The organism is Massilia pinisoli, assembly GCF_024753285.1.
In the GTDB taxonomy this organism is placed as follows: domain Bacteria; phylum Pseudomonadota; class Gammaproteobacteria; order Burkholderiales; family Burkholderiaceae_D; genus Telluria; species Telluria pinisoli.
This window is the reverse complement of sequence record NZ_JANUGW010000028.1, coordinates 18,116-41,717: the sequence shown is the minus strand read 5'-3', so window position 1 is coordinate 41,717 and position 23,602 is coordinate 18,116. Positions and strand designations below refer to the sequence as shown.

Sequence of the window (23,602 nt, the reverse complement as noted above, 5' to 3'; positions counted from 1 at the left end):
AAAGTTATGGACGACAAGAAATCCGTAGTAAACGCAGCCGAGAAGAGCAAGGCGCTGGCAGCAGCCCTCGCACAGATTGAGAAGCAATTCGGCAAGGGCTCGGTGATGCGCATGGATACCAATGCGCCCGTCGAGGAAGTGCAAACCGTCTCGACCGGTTCGCTGGGCCTGGACATCGCACTCGGCGTCGGCGGCCTTCCGCGCGGCCGTATCGTCGAGATCTACGGTCCGGAATCGTCGGGTAAGACGACGCTGACCCTGCAGACCATCGCCCAGATGCAGAAGCTGGGCGGCACCTGCGCGTTCATCGACGCCGAGCACGCGCTGGACGTGACCTACGCGCAAAAGCTGGGCATCAAGCTGGACGAGCTGCTGATCTCGCAGCCGGACACGGGTGAACAGGCGCTGGAAATCACGGACGCCCTCGTGCGTTCGGGCAGCGTCGACATGGTGGTCATCGACTCGGTAGCGGCCCTGACGCCGCGCGCCGAGATCGAAGGCGACATGGGCGACTCGCTGCCGGGCCTGCAAGCCCGCCTGATGTCGCAGGCGCTGCGCAAGCTGACCGCATCGATCAACCGTACGAACACGCTGGTGATCTTCATTAACCAGATCCGTATGAAGATTGGCGTCATGTTCGGTAGCCCGGAAACGACGACGGGCGGTAACGCGCTGAAGTTCTACGCCTCCGTGCGCCTGGACATCCGCCGTACCGGCTCGATCAAGACGGGTGACGAGGTGATCGGTAACGAAACCAAGGTCAAGGTCGTCAAGAACAAGATCGCGCCGCCGTTCAAGGAAGCGCACTTCGACATCCTGTATGGCGAAGGCACGTCGCGCGAAGGCGAGATCATCGACCTGGGCGTGGACAACAAGATCGTCGAGAAGTCGGGCTCGTGGTACAGCTACGGCGGCGAACGCATCGGCCAAGGCAAGGACAATGCACGTATCTTCCTGCGTGAGCGTCCGGCACTGGCACGCGAGATCGAAAACAAGGTCCGCGCCGCCCTCGGCGTGCGCGAGCTGCCGCCGGCCCCGGCCGGTGGCGATGCGCCTCAGCTGTCCGTCGTCGGCGACGAGTAATCGTCCTGATGGTGCGCCAGCAGCTGAGCCTCAAGGCTCGCGCGTTGAAGTATCTGTCGACGCGCGAGCACAGCCGGCTCGAACTGGCGCGCAAATTGTCCCGTTATGCGGAGGAGGGCGACGATGTCGAAGCTCTCCTCGATTTCCTCGAAAAGAACAACTGGCTGTCGCAGGAGCGGTTTGCCGAATCGCTGGTGCACCGGCGAGCCGGACGCTACGGCAACAGCCGGGTGCTGTCCGAACTCCAGCAGCACGGCGTGAAGGGCGAGGCACTCGACGACCTCAAGTCCGGATTGAAGGAAACGGAAATCAAACGGGCGAGGGAAGTCTGGCGCCGCAAGTTCGGCACCGTCCCGCAGGACGCCGAAGAACGCAGCAAACAGATGCGCTTCCTGCTGCAACGCGGTTTTTCCCAGAGTGCGGTGCGTGCCGCGCTGCGGGGCGGCGACGACGACGAGTTCTGATCCGCCAGTCCACTGATCTCATCATTGTGAATGACCGACTGCTGTGTTGTTTATGACAGTCCGGTGACGTGGCGATGCACGCAAGCTTGCGGTTTCGCCATCACAACTTAGCAACATCTCCCCCGATCTTCCCTTCAAAAACCCCTTGTGTCGCCGAGGTTTCGGTGCACAGCCCGGCACCCTGTGCTAAACTTTCATGGTTTAAGCAGCGCCGCAAGAGCGGTTGTTGCCGTAGAAGCTGCGGCAACGTGCATCAGGCACAACGGCTGCAAATTTTTTCGCCGCATTCCGGCATTGGTGTTTATGCCCCTGTCTCCACCCGCTCCGCGTAAGCCTCGGCACACGCGCGCCATCACTGTCGACGTGTTCGCGCGCGACGATGGCCTGTGGGACCTCGACGCCTGCATCCGCGACACCAAGACGCACGACATTGCCCTGCCTTCCGGCCCCCGTCCGGCCGGCCTGCCGGTGCACGAACTCAAGCTGCGCGTGACCATCGACCGCGACATGACCATCGTCGACGCCGAAGCGGCGTCCGATGCAGTCCCCTATCCCGGTTATTGCGACACCATCGGCCCTGCCTACAAAAAGCTCATTGGCTTATCGCTGCTGAAACATTTCCGATTGCATCTGAAAGATCGCCTGTCCGGGGTCCTCGGCTGCACCCACCTGACCGAACTCGCGCAAGTCCTGCCCACCGCGGCAATCCAGGCCTTCGCCGATGACGCGATGGCCAACCGCTCGGCCGAGACCTCGACCGAACGGCCTTATGAACTGGACCGCTGCCACGCGCTGCGTCTCGATGGCCCTGCCGTCGAAACCTACTATCCGCGCTGGGCTCTCAAGGCGGTGCCGGGGTAGTGTTGTCCGGAGTAGACTCCGGGTTTGTCGCAATTTAAACCGCATTTCTAAACTACATCAGTAACAGAAGAAGGGAAGCCAGCATGAAAATCCATGAGTATCAGGGCAAAGAGATCCTCCGAAAATTCGGAGTGACCGTTCCGCGCGGCATTCCGTGTGACTCGGTCGACGGTGCTGTCAAGGCAGCTGAAGAGCTGGGCGGTCCGGTCTGGGTGGTCAAGGCCCAGATCCATGCTGGCGGCCGCGGCAAGGGCGGCGGCGTGAAAGTCGCCAAGTCGCTGGAACAAGTGCGCGAATACGCGAACCAGATCCTGGGCATGCAGCTGATCACGCACCAGACCGGTCCGGAAGGCCAGAAAGTCCGTCGCCTGCTGATCGAAGAAGGCGCCGACATCAAGAAAGAACTGTACGTGTCGATGGTCACCGACCGCGTCACGCAGCGCGTCGTGCTGATGGCCTCGTCGGAAGGCGGCATGGACATCGAAGAAGTCGCGCACAGCAACCCGGAAAAAATCCACACCGTCGCCATCGACCCGGCCGTCGGCCTGACCGACGCTGACGCGGACGACATCGCCCGCAAGATCGGCGTGCCGGAAGGCTCGATCGCCGCCGCGCGCGCGAACCTGCAAGGCCTGTACAAAGCGTACTGGGACACCGACGCATCGCTGGCCGAAATCAACCCGCTGATCCTGACAGGCGAAGGTAAAGTCATCGCCCTGGACGCCAAGTTCAACTTCGACTCGAACGCCCTGTTCCGTCATCCGGAAATCGTCGCCTACCGCGACCTGGACGAAGAAGATCCCGCTGAAGTCGAAGCGTCGAAATTCGACCTGGCCTACATCTCCCTGGACGGCAACATCGGCTGCCTCGTGAACGGCGCCGGCCTGGCCATGGCCACGATGGACACCATCAAGCTGTTCGGCGGCGAGCCGGCCAACTTCCTGGACGTCGGCGGCGGCGCGACGGCAGAAAAGGTCACGGAAGCCTTCAAGATCATGCTGAAGAACCCGGGCCTGAAAGCCATCCTCGTCAACATCTTCGGCGGCATCATGCGCTGCGACGTGATCGCCGAAGGCGTGATCACCGCATCGAAGGCCGTCTCGCTGCAAGTGCCGCTGGTCGTCCGCATGAAGGGCACCAACGAAGACCTGGGCAAGAAGATGCTGGCCGACTCCGGCCTGCCGATCATCTCGGCCGACACCATGGAAGACGCAGCGAAGCAGGTCGTTGCCGCTGCAGCTGGCCAAGCTTAATTCGCGAAGGAAATAAAATGTCGATTCTGATTAACAAAGACACCAAAGTCATCACCCAAGGCATCACCGGCAAGACCGGCCAATTCCACACGCGCATGTGCCGCGACTACGCGAACGGCCGTGAAGCCTTCGTGGCAGGCGTGAACCCGAAGAAAGCCGGTGAAGACTTCGAAGGCATCCCCATCTTCGCGAGCGTCAAGGAAGCCAAGCAGGAAACGGGCGCCACCGTCTCCGTGATCTACGTCCCGCCGGCAGGCGCCGCCGCCGCCATCTGGGAAGCCGTGGAAGCCGAGCTGGACCTGGCAATCTGCATCACGGAAGGCATCCCCGTCCGTGACATGATGGAAGTCAAGGACCGCATGGCCAAGGCCGGTTCGAAGACCCTGCTGCTGGGCCCGAACTGCCCGGGCCTGATCACCCCGGACGAGATCAAGATCGGCATCATGCCGGGTCACATCCACCGCAAGGGCCGCATCGGCGTCGTGTCGCGTTCGGGCACGCTGACGTATGAAGCCGTCGGCCAGCTGACCGCGCTGGGCCTGGGCCAGTCGTCGGCAGTCGGCATCGGCGGCGACCCGATCAACGGTCTGAAGCACATCGACGTGATGAAGATGTTCAACGACGATCCGGACACGGACGCCGTCATCATGATCGGCGAGATCGGCGGCCCGGACGAGGCGAACGCCGCGTATTGGATCAAGGACAACATGAAGAAGCCGGTCGTCGGCTTCATCGCCGGCGTCACCGCGCCGCCGGGCAAGCGCATGGGCCACGCCGGCGCGCTGATCTCGGGCGGTGCCGACACGGCACAAGCCAAGCTGGAAATCATGGAAGCCTGCGGTATCACGGTTACCAAGAACCCGTCGGAAATGGCTCGTCTGCTGAAGGCGATGCTGTAATCCTCCGGATTCGCATCCAATGAAACGGGACGCTGCGGCGTCCCGTTTTTTTTCGTCCAGCTGGCACGACGGGGCGACAATTTTTTGTCATAGCTCAACAAAATTCGTCCAACCGACAATTTTCGCCAAGTTCGGTGACAAAAATTGTCAGGCAATAAGGCCAAAAATACACCAAAAACCACAATTTGTTAGCACGGCGATAACGATTCCGTGTGGAAATGACCTGGCACGCCGGTTGCATATAGGAAAGGGCAGAAGCAAGCAGTACCGGATACGAAACAGCCCTTTAAATTTTGCAGTACCAACCTGGAGAGACATCATGAAAGCACCGAAAATCGTCAAGAAAGCCCAAGCCGGCTTCACCCTGATCGAACTGATGATCGTTGTCGCGATTATCGGCATCCTGGCCGCTGTGGCCATCCCGGCGTACCAGAACTACGTCGCCAAGTCGAAGTTCACGGCTGCACTGGCTGAAGTGTCGGCTGGTAAGACCGGCTTCGATGTCCAACTGACTGAGGGCGCAACGATTTCGGCACCGGAACAAGTTGGTCTGGCAGCCGCAGCGAACCCGACGACCAACTGCAAATTCGGCGCTGGCGCCGACAACCTGACCTGCCTGATCCAAGGTGGTCCGGCTACCGTCAACGGCATGCAGATCACGCTGACCCGCGGCACCGACGGTTCGTGGTCGTGCAAATCGAACCTGGCCGCTGCCGACATTCCGAAGATCGCTGGCACGAGCTGCACCGGTAGCTAATCTGTCCTGATCCAACGGACGTAGCGTCAAACGGCCGCCCAGTGTAAGCTGGGCGGCTTTTTTATTAGCTGATCGAACGAGGTCGAGCGTGCTGACGACAGAAACCCATCCACCGATGAACGGCTTCAGCGTGCAAGTGCGCCAGCACGCGCGTTTTGCGACGCTGCTGTGTGTGGCCATATTCGCCAACTTCATGATGGTGGCGGGGCACGATCATCAGCGTCTCGTCGAGATCGGCACAGTGTTGTTCGGCGGCGCTTTCATCCTGCTGCATCGAGGCGGAACGTTGCCAGGTGCGTTTCGCGGTAGCGCCGGCATCGCGCTGGCGGCGTTCTTCGTTCTCGGCATCGTCAGTGCTGCGCTGGCATTTGCGCCGCGCTTCGCCCTGTTCGAGGTGGCGAATTTCTTTCTGCTATATGTGCTGGCCTCCGCCATCGCCGAGGAGATCGCCCGCAACGGCCAGGCGTCGTTCCTGTCTGCCATCCGCGCACTTGCACTCGCCTGCGCGCCCTACGTTTTCCTGTTCATCGTTGCCTACGCCGCCGGGCTCAGCCTCGGCATTCCGCTGGCGCTCGACGACTTCACGACGAACTTCAGCAACATCCGCTTTTTCAATCACGCGCAGACGTCGACCCTGCCTTTACTCATTCTTTTGTGCTGCTTGACGCCGAAGGTGTCGAAACTCCGATGGTTTTGGCTGGTCGTGACGACGTACTGGTGGATGGCACTGTTCGCGACCATGGGCCGCGGCACGTTGCTGGGCATGGCGGTCGGCTGCGTTGCCGTTGCCTTGCTGGCGCGGAAGCGCGCGTGGCCGTACTTGCGGTCGGTCATACTGACGGCCACATTCGGTGTGCTCGCGTATTTCCTGTTCCTGGCCTTAGTGCCTGCGCTGATCGGTGTCCAAGGCATGCACTCCCTTTCGGTTGCGGTCGAGCGCACAGCCACAGATCCGACATCGGGGCGCTGGCCACTCTGGCATCTAGCCAGCCAGTTGATTGCAGTGCACCCGTGGCTCGGCGCGGGCCCGCTGCATTTTGCGCATTACAGCGAGCTGCGGAATAATGGCGCCCATCCGCACGACTGGGTGCTGCAGGTTGCCGCCGAATGGGGCGTGCCGGCGTTGTTGTGCCTGCTGATCGCTGTCGCGTCCGGTGTACGTGGCCTGTTGCGGGCCGGCGCGCGCGTCGGCCGTGACGATGCCCCCGGCCAGGCAATTTTTTCGGCACTGGTGACAGGCGCTATAGCGATCCTCGTCGACGGCCTCGTGTCCGGCGTCTTCGTGATGCCGCAGAGCCAGCTGGCCGTCGCGTTGTATCTCGGCTGTGCGATCGGGTGGCAGCGGTCCGTTATCCCGGCAATGCCAATGGCAGCGCCGAGCGGCGCCTGGCGCCTGGCGGGCATGGCATGCATCGTCGCAGCGATGGCCGGCGTGATTGCGGGCGCATGGCCGGAAGCGCTGGCGAAGCTGCGCAACGAGGAACTGACGCCGGCCCAGCAGGCGCTCAACAACGGTGACCAATGGCCGCGCCTGTGGAAAGCCGGCCACTTTTGATCAGACGATCTTCTGCCGATCCGCCAGCAACGCCTCATACGTCAGGTTCTGCAGCAACGTGTAGTGCGCCGGATTGAGGCCCGAGAACTGCACGCCATAGGCAAAGCCTTCGGCCTGTTCCGTTCCCGTGGAAAGCGCGCTGATATTGCGCACGGTCGACCGTGTACGGACACGCACTTCCTGATTGTTGGGCGGCGCGAGCAGGACGAATTCCAGGTCGAATTCGTCCTCGTCCTGAGGCAGGCTCTTCTGCGATTCGATGCGCGCGCCGTTCACGCTCAGGTTCGTCAACACGCAGTCGGCGGCGGGGACGGTTCCATTCACCGGGACGATCTTCGCCGGGATGTCGACCTTGACCCGGATCGCCGTCCGCAGGCTCGTACCCTGGATCGAGCGCGGGAACGAGAGGTGGGCATACAGCACGGGTCGGTTGAATATGCGTTCGACGGTGCACGCGAACGAGCACACATGGATGCCGGAGAACACGCGCATCGTCACGCGCTCGCCTTCGACGAGTGCGATCGGCGCGCCATTGTCCATCGGGATCTTGACGATCAGGTATTCGTCTTTCAGCCAGCCGATCAGCGTCGAGAAATGCTGGACGGGCTTCAAGGTCCGGTGCGTGATGAATTGCAGGCGTACGCCCACCTGCAGGTGCATCGATTCGAATTCGAATTCCTGGGGCTTGAGTTCGTGTTCCGTTTGCGGCTCGCTCATGGTGCTCCTTTAACCGTGCTCAAGACCGAGTTCACGATCTTGTGACACAGCAATAGTAGCACCACGAGCGACTGCGGAGGTTCGTATTTACTGTTTCAGGTGCTGGTCGAGCCATCCGATGATGGTGTGATGCCACAGCAGGGAGTTGGCCGGCTTCAGCACCCAGTGGTTCTCGTCCGGGAACACGAGCAGCTTGCTCTCGATGCCGCGGCGTTGCAGCGCCGTGAACGTGGACAGGCCCTGCGCCGTCGGGATGCGGAAATCGAGGTCGCCCTGCACGACGAGCATCGGCGTCTTCCACTTGTTCACGTGCAGTACGGGGTTGAAGCGCTCATGCTTTTCCGGGACGGTGAAGTACGGGCCGCCGTTTTCCCAGTCCGTGAACCATTGTTCCTCGGTCGAATAGGCCATGCCGCGCGTGTCGAACACGCCGTCGTGGTTGACGATGCATTTGAAACCGTCCGGCCAGTTACCCTCGATCCAGTTCATCATGTAGCCGCCATACGACGCGCCCAGCGCGCACGCATGCGAGCGGTCCATCCAGGAATATTTCGCCACGGCCGCGGCCAGGCCCTTTTTCAAGTCTTCGAGCGGCTTGCCGCCCCAGTCGCCGCTGATGGCGTCCGTGAACGTCTGGCCGTAGCCGGTCGAGCCGTGGAAGTCGATGAAGACGGTTGCGTAGCCTGCGCCGGCGTACACCTGCGGATTCCAGCGGTAGCTCCAGCCGTTGCCGAAGCTGCCTTGCGGGCCGCCGTGCACGAGGAAGGCGATCGGGTACGATTTGCCGGGCTCGTAATTCCACGGCTTCATCACGTGGCCATAGACCGTGTCGCCGTTCGCGCCCTTGAACGAGAACTGCTCATACTCGCCCCAGCGGACATCGGCCAGTTTGGCTTCGTTCACGTGCGTCAGCTGCACGGGCTTGTCCGCACCGAGGCGCATGCCGAACAGCTGCGCGCCGGAGGCGAGATTCGTTTGCGTGTAGGCGACCGTGTTGCCTCGCACGTCGAAGCCGCCGATCGACCCCTTGTCGGTCAGCGGCGACACCTTGTCGCTGGCCACGTCGATGGCGAACAGGCGGTGCTGGCCGACGTCCTCGGCGTCCGCGACGAGCGTCTTGCCGTCGGCCGTCCACTGCAGGCCGCCCGGCGAGCGGTCCCAGCTTTCGGCCACGTTGCGCTTCTTGCCGCTGGCGAGGTCGAGCAGCACGATGTGGTAGCGGTCGGCCTCGAAGCCCGGGCGCGACATTGCGAGATACGCGAGCGTGCGGCCGTCCGGCGAGAACACGCCCTTCGTGTCCCAGGCGTGGTTGTCGGCCGTCAGGTTGCGCGGCGTGCCGCCAGCGGCCGGGACCGCATACAGGTCGAAGTTGGTGGACCACGCCTCGGTCTTGCCCGCGATGCGGGCGGCGAACACGACGGTCTTGCCGTCCGGGCTGAAGCGGAATTCCTCGCGGTCGCCGAACGGTTTCGACGGGACGTCGCCGTCGAGCGAACCCGACAGGCTGATGGGCGCGCCGTTCACGCGGCCGGACGCATCCAGCGGGGCCGCGTACAGCACGTTGTTGCGGCCGTCCGACCACGTGTCCCAATGGCGCACGAACAGGCGGTCATAGATCTTGCCGCTGGCCTTGTCCTTCTCTTTCGCGTCCAGGCGCGCCTTTGTGCAGGCGAGATCGGCGCAGTCGCGGAACACGGCCATGCTGAGCAGCATGCGGTCGCCGGTCGGCGCCACGCGGAATGCGTCCACGTCGAGCGGCAAGTCGGTCACGCGGACCGCGTCGCCGCCCACCGCCGGTACGCGCCACACCTGGCCGGAACCGGAGCGCGACGACAGAAAATAAATTGCGTCACCATTCGGCGACCACTCGGGATCCGTGCTGCTGGCCGCGTCCGACGTCAGCCGTTGCGGGGTCGGGTTCGCGGCGCGCAGGTCGACGACGTACACGTCGGTGTGACCGCGGTTCTTGCCCATGTCGGTCGTGCGCACCGTGTAGGCGACGCGGCTCCCGTCCGGCGACACCGCCGGGCTGCCCACCCGTTCCATCGTCACCAGATCTTCGACCGTGAATCCGCGCGGTGCGGCGACCGCGCCGAGCGTCGTGCCCGCCATGGTTGCGGCCAGCGCCAGCATACCTAATTTCATTCCGTCCTCTCGCTTGTGGCTTGTGAATACGCGGCCTGCCGGGTCGGCTCGGCCGGTGAAAGGAAGCAATTTACCACGTGAAAAAGGTGTTGGGGAATGCAAGGACGCGGCAGCCCGGCGCCGGAAAAAGAACGCCCCCGGCTGGGCGGGGGCGTTGTGGACGGCGTGACTCGGGCGGAACGTTCAGAACTCTTCCCACTCGTCCGCGGCCGCTTTGGCGGGGACGGGCTTCGCGGGGACGGCCTTCACGGCGGGCTTGATGACGGGCTTCACGAGGGTCGGTTTCGCGGCCGGCGCGGCGAGCGTGGCACGGGCGGGTGTGGTGTGCGCCGCGGGTGCGGGCGCCTTGGCGCGCGTGGGCGCAGGCGGCATGGGCGGAGCGGGCGGCGCCGACGGTGCAGCGCCGACGCCGCGGTCGTCGATGTGGAAGATGCTGACCAATTCCGCCAGCTTGGCCGCCTGGTTCTGCAGCGCTTCCGATGCGGCCGCCGCTTCCTCGACGAGGCCGGCGTTCTGCTGCGTGACGTTGTCCATCTGGCTGATGGCCTGGTTGATCTGCTCGATGCCGCTCGTCTGTTCCTGGCTGGCGGCGCTGATCTCGGCCATGATGTCCGTCACGTGCTGGATGCTCTCGACGACCTCGTGCATCGTGCTGCCGGCCTTGTCGACGAGCCGGGTGCCGGTGGCGACCTTCTCGACGGAGTCGCCGATCAGCGCCTTGATCTCTTTCGCCGCGGCTGCGGAGCGCTGGGCCAGCGTGCGCACTTCGCCCGCGACGACGGCAAAGCCGCGTCCCTGTTCGCCGGCGCGCGCCGCCTCGACGGCCGCATTCAGTGCGAGGATATTTGTCTGGAAGGCGATGCCGTCGATGACGGTGATGATGTCCACGATCTTCTTCGACGAGTCGTTGATCGAGCCCATCGTCTGCACGACCTGCGCGACGACGTCGCCGCCTTGTCCTGCCACGGTCGAGGCCGTCTGTGCCAGCATATTGGCCTGGCGCGCGTTGTCGGCGTTCTGCTTCACGGTCGACGTCAGCTCTTCCATCGACGATGCCGTCTCCTCGAGCGAGCTGGCTTGTTGTTCCGTGCGCGACGACAGGTCCAGGTTACCGCTCGCGATTTCGCCGGAGGCCGACGCGATGGCATCCGTGCCCTGGCGCACTTCGCTGACGATGCGTGCGAGCCGGTCGCGCATGGATTTCATCGCGAACAGCAGGCTCGTCTCGTCGCTGGCGCGCAGCTGCACTTCCGTGCTCAGGTCGCCGTCGGCGATGAGGCCCGCGATTTCGGCCGCATACGCCGGTTCGCCGCCCAGCTGGCGCGTGAGACGACGGGTGATCAGCACGCCGAAGCCGGTGCCGGCCAGGGCGCTGAGAACGACGAGCACGAGCAGCGTGGCGCGGCTGTTTTCGTACTCGCCCTTGTTGTACGCATTGATCTCCTCGGCACGTTGTTCCTTGAATTTGGCCAGCGCCATCATCTTGTCGTCGACCGCTTGCGCCTTCGGCAGGAACGTGTTGAACAGGTAATCGACGGAGTCGCGCCGCTGTTCCAGCGGTTCTGCCTTCAAGCGCTTGATCAGTTCGGCGGCCAGGTCGTCGAATTCGCGTGCCTGCGTGTCGGCTTCGACTAATGTGCGCTTGCCGTCGTCCGTGTAGAACAGCGGACGGGCCTTGTCGAGGTTCTCCAGCATCATCCGCTTGAATTTGTCGACGCTGGTCAGCATCTTGTCGCGCTGTTCGTCGCTCGACGCCAGCATGGCGCCGCGCAGCGCACGGCCCATGTAGACGAGGCCGAGGTTTGCATCCTTGACGTAAGAGATGCCCAAAAATTCGCGTTGGTACATGAGCTTGGCGCGCTCGTTCATTTGCGCCAAGTTGTAGATCGCGATGCCGGCGACGATTGCGCCAAGCATGACAACGGTCAGGAAGCCAAGAGTGAGTCGGGTACCGACTTTCATTTGCTGGAACATAGTGGTCTCCTGAGAAGTGGAGAGAGTCGGGAAGGGCGCCCGCACGCTGCATTGTCGTGTCGGGTCAACTCCATATTAATTGATGTGCAGCAATAATTCGAAGCGCAAAACTAACAAATACTCACACTCTGGCGCGTTTTCCCAACACTCCGCGAGCAGGAAGTTTTGTTTCTTATCAGGCAGCCAAGCAATGATTTGGCAAGGAGGCATTTTTCGTGAACGCCATGTCCATTTTGCCGAAATGGCATCGTCTGTCCATACGAATGTGACACAATCGTCGAGTCCAATAAAAACGATAAGGAGAGACAATGAACGATCGATACAAACCCGATGGCTACAATGCCGTGTCGCCGTACCTGCTCGTGAAGGACGTGCGCGCGCTGCTCGACTTCCTCGCGCATGCGTTCGGCGCGACCGAATTGCGGCGCCAGGCCGACGCCGACGGGGCGATCCGGCGCGCCGAAGTCCGGATCGGCGATTCCGTCCTGATGGTCGGGTTCAGGCCGTGGGCCGAGCTGCCGATCGGGTCCGTGCACGTGTACGTGGACGACGTCGATAAGGTGTATGCGCGCGCGCTGGACCAGGGCGCGACGAGCCTCGCGGCACCGCGCGACCTGCCGTACGGCGACCGGTCGGCCGGCGTGCAGGATGCGCAAGGCAATTACTGGTGGATCGGGACGCGGCTGAGCGGCGCGGCGGCAAGCGGCGGATGACGGGCCAATCTTACGGGGAGGGCCGGCTCACCTTCAGCGAATTGACGTCGGACCGGAACACGATCGGTTGCGCCGGCCGTCCCACGGCGTCGTCCGGTGCGCCCTGCTGCGCGCGCTGCGCATGCAGCACGATCGTCTGCACGTCGCCGTGCCGCGCCGACTTCGCGCACACGGGGTCCGCGTTCGCCGCGTCGCCCGTCATCGCATAGGCCTGGCAGCGGCAGCCGCCGAAGTCCTTCGCCTTGTCGTCGCACGTGCGGCAAGGATCCTTCATCCAGGCATCGCCGCGGTAGCGGTTGAACGCGGCGCTGTCGTACCAGATGGCTTTTACAGTGGTGGTGCGCACGTTCGGGAAATCGATGCCCGGCAACGTGCGGGCCGCGTGGCAGGGTAGCGCAGTGCCGTCCGGCGCGATGCCGAGGAACACGCCGCCCCAGCCGTTCATGCAGGCTTTCGGTTGCGCCTCGAAATAGTCGGGCACGACGAACAGGATGCGCATCCGGCTGCCGATCCGGGCGCGGCACGCATTCACGACGCTTTCCGCGCGCGCGACCTGTTCCCGCGTCGGCATCAACTGGTCGCGGTTGACGAGCGCCCAGCCGTAATACTGCGTGTTGGCCAGCTCCAGGTAGTCGACGCCCATGTCCAGGGCCATGTCGATGATGCGCTCGACGTGGTCGAGATTGAAGCGATGCAGCACGACGTTCAGCACCATCGGATAGTCGTATTGCTTGATCAGCCGCGCGACGCGTGCCTTCAGGTCGAACGTCTTTGTGCTCGACAGGAAGTCGTTCAGCGCGCGCGTCGAGTCCTGGAACGACAGCTGAATGTGGTCCAGCCCCAGTGCCTTCATGCGCGCGAGGCGCGACTCGGTGAGACCGATGCCGGACGTGATCAGGTTCGTATAAAACCCAAGCCGGCGGCCTTCGCCGACCAGGTCTTCGAGATCGTCGCGCAGCAGCGGCTCGCCGCCCGAGAAGCCGAGCTGCGCCGCGCCGAGCCGGCGCGCCTGGCGCATCACGTCGAACCATTGTTCCGTCGTCAATTCGGTGCGGTCGTTGGCGTAATCGACCGGGTTGTAGCAGAACGGGCAGTGCAGCGGGCAGCGATAGGTCAGCTCGGCCAGCAGCCACAGTGGCGGCGCGATGGTCGGGTGGGAGGTCGGGGCGTTCATGGCGCGCTCACACAATCCAGCCCCGTTCGCTCGCAACGCGCAGGAAATCGTCGACGTCCCCGCGCAGCCCCTCGCAGTGGAACGCCTGTTCGAGTTCGCCGACGATCGCGGGCACGGTGCGAAGGCCATCGCAGCGTTTCAGGATCTCGGCCGCGCTCGGGTTCAGCTTGACCATCCCTTCCGGATACAGCAGGACGTGTGTGCCTTGGGCCTCTTCCCACTGCATGCGGAACAGGCGCGACAGTGAAGGTTGATCGGGAACGGTGTGCATGGCTTTCCTCCTCAGGGGTAGGCTTTCTCGATGGCGTCGAGCATGGCCCACAGGATGTCGAGCTTGAATTGCAGGATCTCGAGCGCGCGCTGCTGCTGGGCGCGGGTGGTGAAGTGGCCCAGCGTCACTTCAAGGCCGTGTTCGACGTCGCGCTCGGCCAGCGCAATGCGGCTGCGGAAGTACTGCAAGCCATCCGGATCGATCCACGGATAATGCGTGGGCCAGGTAGCGAGCCGGTCCTTGTGGATCTTCGGTGCGAACATCTCCGTCAGCGACGAGCAGACGGCTTCCTGCCACGGCGCCTGGCGCGCGAAATTGACGTACGCATCGACGGCGAAGCGCACGCCCGGCACGACGTGCCGCTGCGACCACAGCGCCTCGCGCGTGAGCCCGACGGCTTCGCCGAGCCGCACCCAAGCCTCGATACCCCCTTCGTTCTCTCCCCACCCGTCATGGTCGAGGATGCGGCGCACCCAGCGGCGCCGCGTGGCGCGGTCCGGGCAGTTGGCGATGATGGCGCCATCTTTTTGCGGGATATTGACCTGGTAATAAAAACGGTTGGCGACCCAGCCCCGGATCTGGTCCGGATCCAGCAGGCCATCGTTCATCTTGACGTTGAACGGGTGATGGATGTGGTAGCCGGCGCCTCGCGAGCGCAATTGCGCCTCGAATTCCTCGCGGCTCCAAGCGTCGGTGCTCATAACGTAATCTCCATGCCGTCGAACGCGACCTCGATCCCGTGGTGCGCGAGCAGGGCGCGTTGCGCCGAGTCTTCGTCCAGGATCGGGTTCGTGTTGTTGATGTGGATGAGTATCTTGCGCCGCGCGTCGATGCCGTCGAGCACGGCGATCAAGCCGCCGTCGCCCGATTGCGGCAGGTGGCCCATGTCGGCCGCCGTCTTGCCGGACAACCCCAGCGCGATCATTTCGTCCGCCTGCCAGAAGGTGCCGTCGACGAGCACGCAATCCGCGCGGCGCAACGCGGCGTCCACCTGCGCATCGATCGCGCCGAGGCCGGGTGCATAAAACACGCATTGTCCGGTGCCCACGTCTTCGATCAGCAGGCCGATGTTGTCGCCCGGGTGCGGATCGTGCCGGTGGTCGGAATAGGGCGGCGCCTTGCTGGACAGCGCGAGCGGCGTGAAGCGGATGCCGTCGATGCCCGGCACGTGCACGCCGCCGTCTGTCGGCAGTGCGTGCCAGCGCACGCCGCAATAGTGCGACAGCACGGGCACGAGCGGCAGTCCTTCGTTCAGCTCGCGCCAGACCTGGGGCGTGCAATACAGGGGCAGCTCTTTCCCCTCGCGCAGCATCAGGAGGCCGGTGACGTGGTCGATCTGCGCATCCATCAGCATGACGGCGGCGATGCCGGAATCGCGTCGCGCGCGCGCCGGCTGCAGCGCGGGAGTCGCGCGGATCTGCATGAGGATGTCCGGCGAGGCATTGATCAGCACCCAGTCGGTCCCGTTGGCGGACACGGCGATCGACGATTGCGTGCGCGGCGTCGCGCGGACGGTACCGTTGCGGAGCCCGGCGCAATTGCGGCAATTGCAGTTCCACTGCGGGAAACCGCCTCCGGCCGAGGAGCCTAATACGACGATGTTCATGACGGGGTCCGGTGCGCCCGCGGCGGCGCCGCGGGCGTGCTCGTATCAGCGATTCGCGATGTACATCGTGATTTCGAAGCCGAAACGCCAGTCGGTGAATTCGGGTTTGGTCCAGGCCATGGTTGTCTCCTTGATCGATGAGTGGTTGCGATTGCGCGGCGCGCAGTCAAGGAGGAATTCGCAATATCCGTGCCACTCGTGAAGGGGCTGACGGCGGGCGATAGCCGGGAAAGGGTGTGTCAAAGAGAGACAGTCGTATTGCACAACGGTACAGCTGTGACACGGTTCAGCTCATCGTTCAAGGGGTGAGCCGCACTGCCGGACGCCCCGGCGGGCAGGGAGGCATCCGGCGGCGGAAGCGGTCAGAATTCTTCCCAACCGTCGCCGGCCGTGGTGGCGGGAATCTTCGTCGTCGCATCGGTCGGGGCGGAGCGGATCGCCGGCTTGGCGGGCGGACGGCTCACCGGACGCGCCAGTGCCGCGACGGCCGGCGTCGCGCGCGGCGGGGCGCTCGGGGCTGCCGCCACGGCGCGATCGTCGACGCGGAACATGCCGACCAGCTCCGCCAGCTTGACGGCCTGGCTCTGCAGCGCTTCCGACGCGGACGCCGCTTCCTCGACGAGACCGGCGTTCTGCTGCGTGACGGTGTCCATCTGGCTGACGGCCTGGTTGACCTGCTCGATGCCGGCCGTCTGTTCCTGGCTGGCGGCGCTGATCTCGGCCATGATGTCCGTCACGCGCCCGATGCTCGACACCACGTCGTGCATCGTGGCGCCCGCCTGGTCGACCAGTTTCGTACCGGCCTCGACCTTGTCGACGGAGTCGTCGATCAGTGACTTGATTTCCTTGGCGGCCGCTGCGGAGCGCTGGGCCAGCGTGCGCACTTCGCCCGCGACGACAGCAAAGCCGCGGCCCTGTTCGCCCGCACGCGCTGCCTCGACGGCCGCATTCAGCGCGAGGATGTTCGTCTGGAAGGCGATGCTGTCGATGACGGTGATGATGTCCACGATCTTCTTCGACGAATCGTTGATCGAACCCATCGTCTGCACGACCTGCGCAACGACGTCGCCGCCTTGTCCGGCCACGGTCGATGCCGTTTGCGCCAGCGCGTTGGCCTGGCGCGCGTTGTCGGCGTTCTGTTTCACGGTCGACGTCAGCTCTTCCATCGACGATGCCGTTTCCTCGAGCGAACTGGCTTGCTGTTCCGTGCGCGACGACAGGTCCTGGTTGCCGCTGGCGATCTGGCCGGATGCCGAGGCGATCATGTCCGTGCCCTGGCGCACTTCCCTGACGATGCGTGCAAGGCGGTCGCGCATGGACTTCATGGCGAACAGCAGGCTTCGGTCGTCGCCGGCGCGCAGTTCGACGTCGGTGTACAGGTTGCCGTCGGCGATACGGCCCGCGACTTCGGCGGCATACGTCGGCTCGCCGCCCAGCTGGCGCATCAGGCCGCGCGTGATCAGCACACCGAACGCGGTGCCGGCCAGGGCGCTGAGCGCGACGAGCGACAACAGCAGGGTGAGGCTGCTTTCGTAAGCATTGCGATTGGACGCGTTGGTGAGCCGGGCATTCTTTTCCTTGATGCCAGCCAGTTCCGTCATCTTGTCGTCGATCAGCTGCGACTTCGGCTGGAAAGTATTGAACAGGAAATCGATCGAGTCCCGTGGCTGCGACGCGTCCTCCGACCGGATTCGTTTCATGAGCTCGTTGACCACGCCGATGTAATCGCGCAGCAGGGTATCGGCTTCCGCGAACGTGCGCTTGCCGTCGGCCGAATAGAACAGCGGGCGGGCCTTGTCGAGGTTGTCCTGGATTTTTTGTTTGTATGTCTCGATGTCGTTGAACTTTGCGGCGCGTTGCGCTTCCGTCGGCAACAGGATGGCGCTGCGCAGGATGCGGCTCACGTAGATCAGGTCGATGTTGGCTTCCTTGACGTAAGAGAGCCCCAGCAGGTCTTTTTCGTAGATCGCCTTCGCCCGGACGTGCATTTGCATCAGGTTGTAGATGGCGACGCTGGCGACGGTGGCGCCCAGCAGCACGACGACGAGAAAGCCAACGGTCAGGCGCGTGCCGACCTTTAGTTGTTGAAACATCAGATCTCCTTTGGTCCAAACGACAGTTTTATCAACTGCTACTTGTCAATATTACTTGACCAAAGGAAATTATATGAAGGGGTTAATTCAAAGAAAGGTTTGTTTTTTGGTATTTTTGCCACAGTGAATTCGATTGCAGCAGCAGTTTTACCCGAAATTAATGAAAATTTTCTTTTTTGCAACTTACTCGTCGATGTAGTCACTCAGCCTGGGTCGCCACGTCGTCGACGAGCGAGGGGCTTCACGCTTTGAACGTGACCCAGGGCTTGAGCCGCGCCACCGCGTCGATCAAGCCAGCCTGTTCCTGGGCGGCCAGCACCGGGCCGATGGGTTTGTAGGCAGCCGGCGCCTCCTCGACCCGGCGCTCTTCGCGCAGCGTCACGCATTGCCAGCTGCCGTCCGACGGGTTGCCTGCCATGCGCCTGAGCTCCTGGCGTCGCACGCTGCGGCCCGCGCCGTGGCTGCAGGACCACAGCCAGTCCGGGTTTCCCAGTCCGCGCACCACGTAGGAGGCGTCGCCCATCGAGCCCGGTATCAGCGCCAGATCGCCATGCCGGGCCGGCGTGGCGCCCTTGCGGTGGATGTTCATGCCCTGTTCCGGCAGCACCACGTTGTGCGGCACGTCGACTACGAGGCGCGATGTGCCGCCGGCCAGCTCGCTCACTTCCTTGCGCACCAGTTCGGCCAACACCACGCGGTTGGCCCAGGCATAGCGCGCGGCGGTGCCCATGGCGGCCAGATACTCGTGGGCGAGCGGTCCGCTCAGGCCATACAGCCCGCTTTCCGGATGCTTGAGGCCGGCGGGCCAGGCGGCGCGGGCCCGATCCATCCAGCGCCGACCGACGAAGAAGCCGACGTCGCGGCTGCCCGAATGGATCATCACCACCACATCGCCCACCGCCAGCCCGGCGGCATAGGCTGCGTGGCGGTCGAACACTTCATCCACGACCTGCAGCTCCACGAAGTGGTTGCCGGCGCCCGGCGTACCGAGGTTGGGATCGCGGATGGTCTCGCGCGTGCCCACCAGCGCTTCCGGGGCGTAGCGCGAATTGCCATCGAAATTCGCCAGGCTGATGCAGGCCGCCAGTTCGCTGGCCAGGCGGTCGCGGTCGACGGCAGCCCACAAGCCCTCGGCATGCAGGGAATCGATGAAGCCGGCGGGGCCGTCGTCAAACAGGGCGCGGAAGGCGGTGCTGCGCAACGGCACGTCGCGGCCGTTGTCCAGCAGCACGCGGGTCAGCCGCTGCACCAGCGCCTGCTTGAGCGGCTCTACGGCAGCTTTCTTGAGGCCGGTGGTAATCAGGCGCATGCCGCAGTTGATATCGGTGCCGATGGCGGCGGGAATCACGAAATCGGCGTCCGTGGCGACCACGCTGCCGACCGGCGCGATGGAGCCCGGGTGAAAATCCGGTGTCGCACAGGCGCGGCAGACGCCGTGGTGACTGTCCGGCGAGTGGACCGAGGCAAAGTCGAGCAGTTGGCGCACGGCCTTCTGCTCGAGTGGCAGGCTGGCCGGCAGCAGGATCTGGGCGCTGGCGTGCTCATTGGTAATACGGTAGATGCCGTCCGTATAGTCGACGGCGATACCCTCGCGGCGGAAGGCTTTGGCAAGACGGGAAAGTTTTGACATGGCTGCAATGCAAGTAGGCGACAGATCGCGCCGGCGACCAGAGGTGCCGGAACGGTAGCCCTTCGTGCAGCAGCAGTCAGGAAGGAAGTTGCGGATTATTGCACAGTTAGAAAATGCACATCAAGTCAACTTGCGCATGTCCCAGGCTTAAAGCTGCGCCGTCCAATCCCCGGATTTACCGCCGTGCTTTTCCAGCACCCGCACGTTGGTCATCACCATCCCGCGGTCGGCCGCCTTGCACATGTCGTAAATGGTCAGCAAGCCGACCTGCACCGACGTCAGCGCTTCCATCTCGACGCCGGTTTTACCGACCGTCTCGACCTGTGCGCGGCAGTGGACGCTGTGATGGGCCTCGTCGATCTCGAAGTCGACGGCGACGCGCGTGATGGCCAGCGGGTGGCACAGCGGGATCAGGTCGCTCGTGCGCTTGGCCGCCATGATGGCAGCGACGCGCGCCACGCCCAGCACGTCGCCCTTCTTGGCGCTGCCCGCTTTGACGAGGTCGAGGGTGGCCGGCTGCATGCGGATCGTGCCGGCGGCGACCGCGATGCGGTGGGTCGCGTCCTTGGCGCCCACGTCGACCATGTGGGCCTGGCCGGTGGCGTCGAAATGGGTCAGGGGGCTGGCGTCGGTGGCGAAAGTTGTCATGTTGTCGTGGGAGCGAAGTCACAAAATAAAACCCGGCAGTGGCAGCGGCCGGGAAGCGGTTATCATAGCACCGTGAAACCACACCCGATTTCAGCGATGTTCCAGCCTTCTCCCAGATGGCCGTGGCGCCGTGTCGCCGCGGCCGTCGGTCTCGCCGTGGCCGCCGCCGCCGCCCTGGCCGCCCCCATCGTCCCCGTCCTGCACGGGAGCGCCGATACCACCGGTTTGCCGACGCTCGGCGACAGCGCCCGGGCCGACTTGTCGCCCGTGATGGAGCGCAAGCTGGGCGAAGAAATCATGAACGACATCCGGCGCGATCCCGATTACCTGGACGACGACGCGATCATCGAATTCCTGAACAACTTCGGCGAGAACCTCGTCACGTTCGCGCCCGGCGCGCGCGGCGAGATGAATGCCGATTTCTTCTTCTTCGCCGTGCGCGACCCGATGATCAACGCGTTCGCGCTGCCGGGGGGCTTCATCGGCGTGCACTCGCAACTGCTGCTGTCGGCGCAGAACGAATCGGAACTCGCGTCCGTGCTGTCGCATGAGATCGGCCACGTGCAGCAGCGCCACATCGCGCGCATGATCGGCCAGCAGAAGCAGGATGCGCTGCTGCCGCTGGCCGCACTGCTCTTGGCGGCCCTCGTCGGCAAGGCGGGCGGTGGCGCCGATGCGGCGATGGGCGTCATGATGGGCGGGCAGGGCCTCGCGATCCAGCGCCAGCTGAACTTCAGCCGCGACGCCGAGCGCGAGGCCGACCGCGTCGGTTTCCAGACGATGCGTGCGGCCGGCTACGACACGTCGGGCATGGTGGCGTTCTTCAAGCGCCTGCAGAGCACGACGCGCATCTACGGCGAGGCACCGGCCTGGCTCAGCAGCCACCCGCTGACGGGCGAGCGCATCGCCGACATCCAGTCGCGCATCCGCGAGAATCCGAAGCCGATCCACATCCGGCCGGACAGCATCGAATTCCATCTCGTGCGCGCCCGCGTGCGCGTGCTCCAGGACGAAAGCCAGAAGGGCCGCGAGGAAGCGAAGTCCACGTTCCAGGGCCAGCTGGCGCAGCAGAACATGCAGCAGCAGACCGCGGGCATGTACGGCATGTCGTTCCTCGCGTTGAAGCAGGGCGACCTGAAGGGGGCGCAGAGCTGGCTCGACAAGGCGAAGGCATCGACGAAACCGCGCCCCGGCGTGTTTTCAAGCGAGCGCAGCGGTACGGACGGCAGCGCCATGTTCGCCGCGCTCGGCACCGAGATCAAGCTGGCGCCGGGACAGCCGGCCGACGTCGTCCACCAGGCCGTGCAGGACGCCGAGTCCGCTTACCAGAAATTTCCCCTGTCGCGTATGCTGGCGCGCCAGTATGCCGACGCGCTCGTCGCAGACGGCCAGCTCGACAAGGCGGCCCAGTTCCTGCGCGACCAGGTGCAGCAATACCGCGAAGAGCCGAAGCTGTACGACCAGCTCGCCAAGACCTACGCGGCGCAGGGCAAGATCGCCTTGCAGCACATGGCGCTGGCCGAATCGTATGTGCTGACGGGGGCGCTGCCGGCCGCCGTCGATCAGCTCAATCTGGCGCGTAAGGCGAAGGACGTGTCGTTCTACGACCAGGCCGTCATCGACGCCCGCGAGCGCGAGTTGAACGAGCGCCAGAAGGACGAGAAGAAAGAGAAGAAGGACAAGGACCGCTGACGCGCATTTTGACCTGCTACTAGTTCTGCAGCAGGTCCGGCCGGCGCACGAAGCCGAAGTGGCCGGGCACGTCGTCCGCCGCGATCCGTCCGACGACGAGGCGCCGGTCCTGCCAGCGCAGCGCGAGCTCGCCGGCGCCGCCTTCCAGCCACGCCATCACGGCGTCATCCGCGGCCGGGCGGCCATCCAGTTCGAACGCCTGCAGCAGTTGCGCCGCGTCGCGGTCGTCCAGCTGCGCGACCGTCTGCCCGGCGCGCAGCACGATGCCGCCCGCGTCCGTGAGCAGCGCCTCGTCCGGCGCGCCCAGCGGCTGGTCCGTGTGCAGCACGAGGCCGTGCGCTGGGTCGGTGCGCACGACGAAGGGCGTCGCCTCCAGGTTCACGTAGACGCGCTGCGGGCCGTTCTGGAAATACCAGCAGCCCCGGTCGTCGCTCAGGTAATTGCGGGCGATGAAGCCGACCAGTGCGGCATTCGTCAGCTTGGCGCCGGGCGTCCCGGCACGTTGTGCGGCCTCGTCGCGCATGCGCCAGCCGCCGCGCGCGTCCAGCGCCAGCCAGCCGTAGCAGTACGGCACGTTCGGCCACTTGGCCATTGCCTGTTTTACGATGTCGTCCATGGGTTCAAGCTTGGCATACCCGCGCGGGCGTCGGCGCGCGCGTGGCGTGGGGAGCGGCGCGGCCGGCCACGTCGTCGAAGAAGGTCAGGATGCGTTGCGGCAGCCAGTCGAGCCGTCCGGAGAACGGAGGAAAAGCGGGCCCGGTCGAAAAACCGACGTGGCCGCCCGTCGCGGGATACGCCAATGTCACTGCCGGCGCGGCCGTCTGCGGCAGGTGGCGGCCGGGCAGGAACGGGTCGTTCTTCGCGTTCAGCACGAGCGTCGGGACGACGATGTCGTGCAGGACGTGGCGGGCGCTGGCGCGGTGCCAGTAATCGTCCGTGTCGCGGTAGCCGTGCAGCGGCGCCGTGACGACGTTGTCGAAACTGTATAAATCGTTTGCGGCCAGCAGGCGGTCGCGGTCGAACAGGCCGGGAAAGCGTTCCAGCTTCGCGAGTGCCTTCGGCTTCAGCGTCTGCAGGAACATGCGCGTGTACAGGCGATTGAAGCCGGACGACAGCGCGACGCCGCCGGCGGCCAGGTCGAGCGGGGCCGATACGGACACGGCCGCGTCGACGATGTCGGCGCCATGGCCTTGCTCGCCCAGCCAGCGCAGCATGGCATTCCCGCCGAGCGAGACGCCGGCCGCGTAGAACGGCCCGGGATAGCGGGGGCGCAGGCGGCGGATGATCCAGTCGAGTTCTTCGGCGTCGCCGGAGTGATAAAAGCGCGGCGCCAGGTTCGCTTCGCCCGAGCAGCCGCGGAAATGGGGGATCGCGCCATGCCAGCCGCGGTCGGCGACGGCGGCCATCAGGCTGCGCGCGTAATGGCTGTCCGACGAGCCTTCCAGGCCGTGGAACAGCAGCACGCAGGGTGCGTCGGCCGCGGTGCCGTCGACGAGGTCGACGTCGATGAAATCGTGCCCGCAGGGCGTATCCCAGCGCTCGCGCCGGTACGCGACGGCGGGTTTGGCGATGCAGACGGCCGGATAGATCGTCTGCAGGTCGCCGCCGGGCAGCCACCAGGGCGACCGGTAGTCCGATGCGGCGGACGCCGCGGCGCGGGCAGGGCTCACGGCAGGCGCACCAGGCAGGAAGAAATCAGTGGTGGGCCAGTACGGTGCCCGGCTTCAGGCGGTACTGGGTGCCGCAATACGGGCACTTGGCATTGCCATCGTGATCGAAATCGAGGAAGACGCGCGGGTGCGACGACCACAGCGGCATGGCCGGGTTCGGGCAATAGGCCGGCAGGTCCTTGGCTTCCAGTTCCACGACCGGGATGGTCTTGTCGTTCATTGATTTCTCCGTCAGCAAGATGAGCACAGGGAATCCCGCTTCGGCATTCCCAAAACTACGATTTTAACGGATTCGATGTCATTGCCGGAATGGCCCAGTAGAATAGCGGCCTTAAATTTTCCACAAAGAAACCCACCCGGCCCCGGGCGGCGCACGTTGTTGCAAGCCGATCACCCT

General features: G+C 64.3%; 23 protein-coding genes and 1 pseudogene. 10 read left to right on the top strand and 14 right to left on the bottom strand.

Annotation, left to right across the window (positions count from 1 at the left end; translation table 11 throughout):
• The first annotated feature begins 6 nt into the window (after positions 1-6).
• The 8 genes and pseudogenes from recA to NX784_RS26040 all read left to right on the top strand — a co-directional run bounded on the left by recA (position 7) and on the right by NX784_RS26040 (position 6,872).
• Positions 7-1,083: a recombinase RecA gene (recA, locus tag NX784_RS26070; RefSeq protein WP_258819590.1), complete on the top strand. Its 1,077-nt coding sequence runs from the start codon at positions 7-9 to the stop codon at positions 1,081-1,083.
• Positions 1,084-1,091: 8 nt separating this feature from the next.
• Positions 1,092-1,547, top strand: a complete 456-nt coding sequence (gene recX, locus NX784_RS26065; protein ID WP_258819589.1) for a recombination regulator RecX — start codon at positions 1,092-1,094, stop codon at positions 1,545-1,547.
• Between the two features lie 303 nt (positions 1,548-1,850).
• On the top strand, positions 1,851-2,408 hold the full coding sequence (locus NX784_RS26060; RefSeq protein ID WP_166860981.1) for a DUF2889 domain-containing protein: 558 nt from the start codon (positions 1,851-1,853) through the stop codon (positions 2,406-2,408).
• An 83-nt stretch (positions 2,409-2,491) separates the two neighbouring features.
• Positions 2,492-3,661, top strand: coding sequence for an ADP-forming succinate--CoA ligase subunit beta (gene sucC, locus NX784_RS26055; RefSeq protein WP_258819588.1), 1,170 nt, complete (start codon positions 2,492-2,494; stop codon positions 3,659-3,661).
• A 17-nt stretch (positions 3,662-3,678) separates the two neighbouring features.
• Positions 3,679-4,560, top strand: a complete 882-nt coding sequence (gene sucD, locus NX784_RS26050; RefSeq protein WP_258819587.1) for a succinate--CoA ligase subunit alpha — start codon at positions 3,679-3,681, stop codon at positions 4,558-4,560.
• A 319-nt stretch (positions 4,561-4,879) separates the two neighbouring features.
• Positions 4,880-5,012: pseudogene (locus tag NX784_RS29000) on the top strand (pilin); the annotation flags it as partial.
• A gap of 23 nt (positions 5,013-5,035) precedes the next feature.
• Positions 5,036-5,317, top strand: a complete 282-nt coding sequence (locus NX784_RS28995; RefSeq protein WP_441295348.1) for a hypothetical protein — start codon at positions 5,036-5,038, stop codon at positions 5,315-5,317.
• Positions 5,318-5,405: 88 nt separating this feature from the next.
• Entirely contained in the window at positions 5,406-6,872 is a 1,467-nt protein-coding gene (locus NX784_RS26040; RefSeq protein WP_258819585.1) for an O-antigen ligase family protein, read from the top strand.
• Here NX784_RS26040 and NX784_RS26035 read toward each other — a convergent pair whose 3' ends face one another.
• From NX784_RS26035 to NX784_RS28880, 3 genes are all read right to left on the bottom strand, one after another.
• Entirely contained in the window at positions 6,873-7,589 is a 717-nt protein-coding gene (locus NX784_RS26035; protein WP_258819584.1) for a flagellar brake protein, read from the bottom strand.
• An 87-nt stretch (positions 7,590-7,676) separates the two neighbouring features.
• A complete protein-coding gene (locus NX784_RS26030) occupies positions 7,677-9,734 on the bottom strand; it encodes an alpha/beta hydrolase family protein (protein WP_258819583.1) in 2,058 nt (685 codons plus the stop codon).
• A 183-nt stretch (positions 9,735-9,917) separates the two neighbouring features.
• Entirely contained in the window at positions 9,918-11,708 is a 1,791-nt protein-coding gene (locus NX784_RS28880) for a methyl-accepting chemotaxis protein (RefSeq protein WP_307736154.1), read from the bottom strand.
• A 308-nt stretch (positions 11,709-12,016) separates the two neighbouring features.
• On the opposite strand from NX784_RS28880, the gene NX784_RS26015 reads away from it, so the two are divergent.
• Positions 12,017-12,421: a VOC family protein gene (locus NX784_RS26015; RefSeq protein WP_258819582.1), complete on the top strand. Its 405-nt coding sequence runs from the start codon at positions 12,017-12,019 to the stop codon at positions 12,419-12,421.
• 10 nt (positions 12,422-12,431) lie between these two features.
• On the opposite strand, the gene pqqE is transcribed toward NX784_RS26015, so the two are convergent.
• The 8 genes from pqqE to moaC form a co-directional block, all read right to left on the bottom strand.
• On the bottom strand, positions 12,432-13,595 hold the full coding sequence (pqqE, locus tag NX784_RS26010) for a pyrroloquinoline quinone biosynthesis protein PqqE (protein ID WP_258819581.1): 1,164 nt from the start codon (positions 13,593-13,595) through the stop codon (positions 12,432-12,434).
• Between the two features lie 7 nt (positions 13,596-13,602).
• On the bottom strand, positions 13,603-13,866 hold the full coding sequence (gene pqqD / locus NX784_RS26005) for a pyrroloquinoline quinone biosynthesis peptide chaperone PqqD (protein ID WP_258819580.1): 264 nt from the start codon (positions 13,864-13,866) through the stop codon (positions 13,603-13,605).
• Positions 13,867-13,877: 11 nt separating this feature from the next.
• A complete protein-coding gene (gene pqqC, locus NX784_RS26000) occupies positions 13,878-14,567 on the bottom strand; it encodes a pyrroloquinoline-quinone synthase PqqC (protein WP_258819579.1) in 690 nt (229 codons plus the stop codon).
• Positions 14,564-15,472, bottom strand: a complete 909-nt coding sequence (gene pqqB / locus NX784_RS25995) for a pyrroloquinoline quinone biosynthesis protein PqqB (RefSeq protein ID WP_258819578.1) — start codon at positions 15,470-15,472, stop codon at positions 14,564-14,566. Before pqqB ends, pqqC begins: the two co-directional genes overlap by 4 nt.
• 45 nt (positions 15,473-15,517) lie before the next feature.
• Complete coding sequence (gene pqqA / locus NX784_RS25990; protein ID WP_166861271.1) at positions 15,518-15,592, bottom strand: pyrroloquinoline quinone precursor peptide PqqA; 75 nt, start codon at positions 15,590-15,592, stop codon at positions 15,518-15,520.
• Positions 15,593-15,834: 242 nt separating this feature from the next.
• Positions 15,835-17,565, bottom strand: a complete 1,731-nt coding sequence (locus tag NX784_RS28875) for a methyl-accepting chemotaxis protein (RefSeq protein WP_307736153.1) — start codon at positions 17,563-17,565, stop codon at positions 15,835-15,837.
• 241 nt (positions 17,566-17,806) lie between these two features.
• Positions 17,807-19,195 carry an RtcB family protein gene (locus NX784_RS25975; protein WP_258819577.1) on the bottom strand — a complete coding sequence of 463 codons (1,389 nt, stop codon included), beginning with the start codon at positions 19,193-19,195 and terminating at the stop codon, positions 17,807-17,809.
• 147 nt (positions 19,196-19,342) lie between these two features.
• Complete coding sequence (gene moaC / locus NX784_RS25970; RefSeq protein WP_258819576.1) at positions 19,343-19,843, bottom strand: cyclic pyranopterin monophosphate synthase MoaC; 501 nt, start codon at positions 19,841-19,843, stop codon at positions 19,343-19,345.
• 96 nt (positions 19,844-19,939) lie between these two features.
• On the opposite strand from moaC, the gene NX784_RS25965 reads away from it, so the two are divergent.
• Positions 19,940-21,535: a beta-barrel assembly-enhancing protease gene (locus tag NX784_RS25965; RefSeq protein WP_258819575.1), complete on the top strand. Its 1,596-nt coding sequence runs from the start codon at positions 19,940-19,942 to the stop codon at positions 21,533-21,535.
• A gap of 19 nt (positions 21,536-21,554) precedes the next feature.
• On the opposite strand, the gene NX784_RS25960 is transcribed toward NX784_RS25965, so the two are convergent.
• Genes NX784_RS25960 through NX784_RS25950 form a run of 3 tightly spaced genes read right to left on the bottom strand, consistent with a single transcriptional unit; the run spans position 21,555 to position 23,425 of the window.
• Entirely contained in the window at positions 21,555-22,151 is a 597-nt protein-coding gene (locus NX784_RS25960; protein ID WP_258819574.1) for a DUF2946 family protein, read from the bottom strand.
• A 4-nt stretch (positions 22,152-22,155) separates the two neighbouring features.
• The gene (locus NX784_RS25955; protein WP_258819573.1) at positions 22,156-23,205 is read right to left on the bottom strand and encodes a YheT family hydrolase; all 1,050 of its coding nucleotides are present in this window, start codon (positions 23,203-23,205) and stop codon (positions 22,156-22,158) included.
• A 25-nt stretch (positions 23,206-23,230) separates the two neighbouring features.
• On the bottom strand, positions 23,231-23,425 hold the full coding sequence (locus NX784_RS25950; protein ID WP_036236204.1) for a zinc-finger domain-containing protein: 195 nt from the start codon (positions 23,423-23,425) through the stop codon (positions 23,231-23,233).
• Between the last annotated feature and the right edge of the window lie 177 nt (positions 23,426-23,602).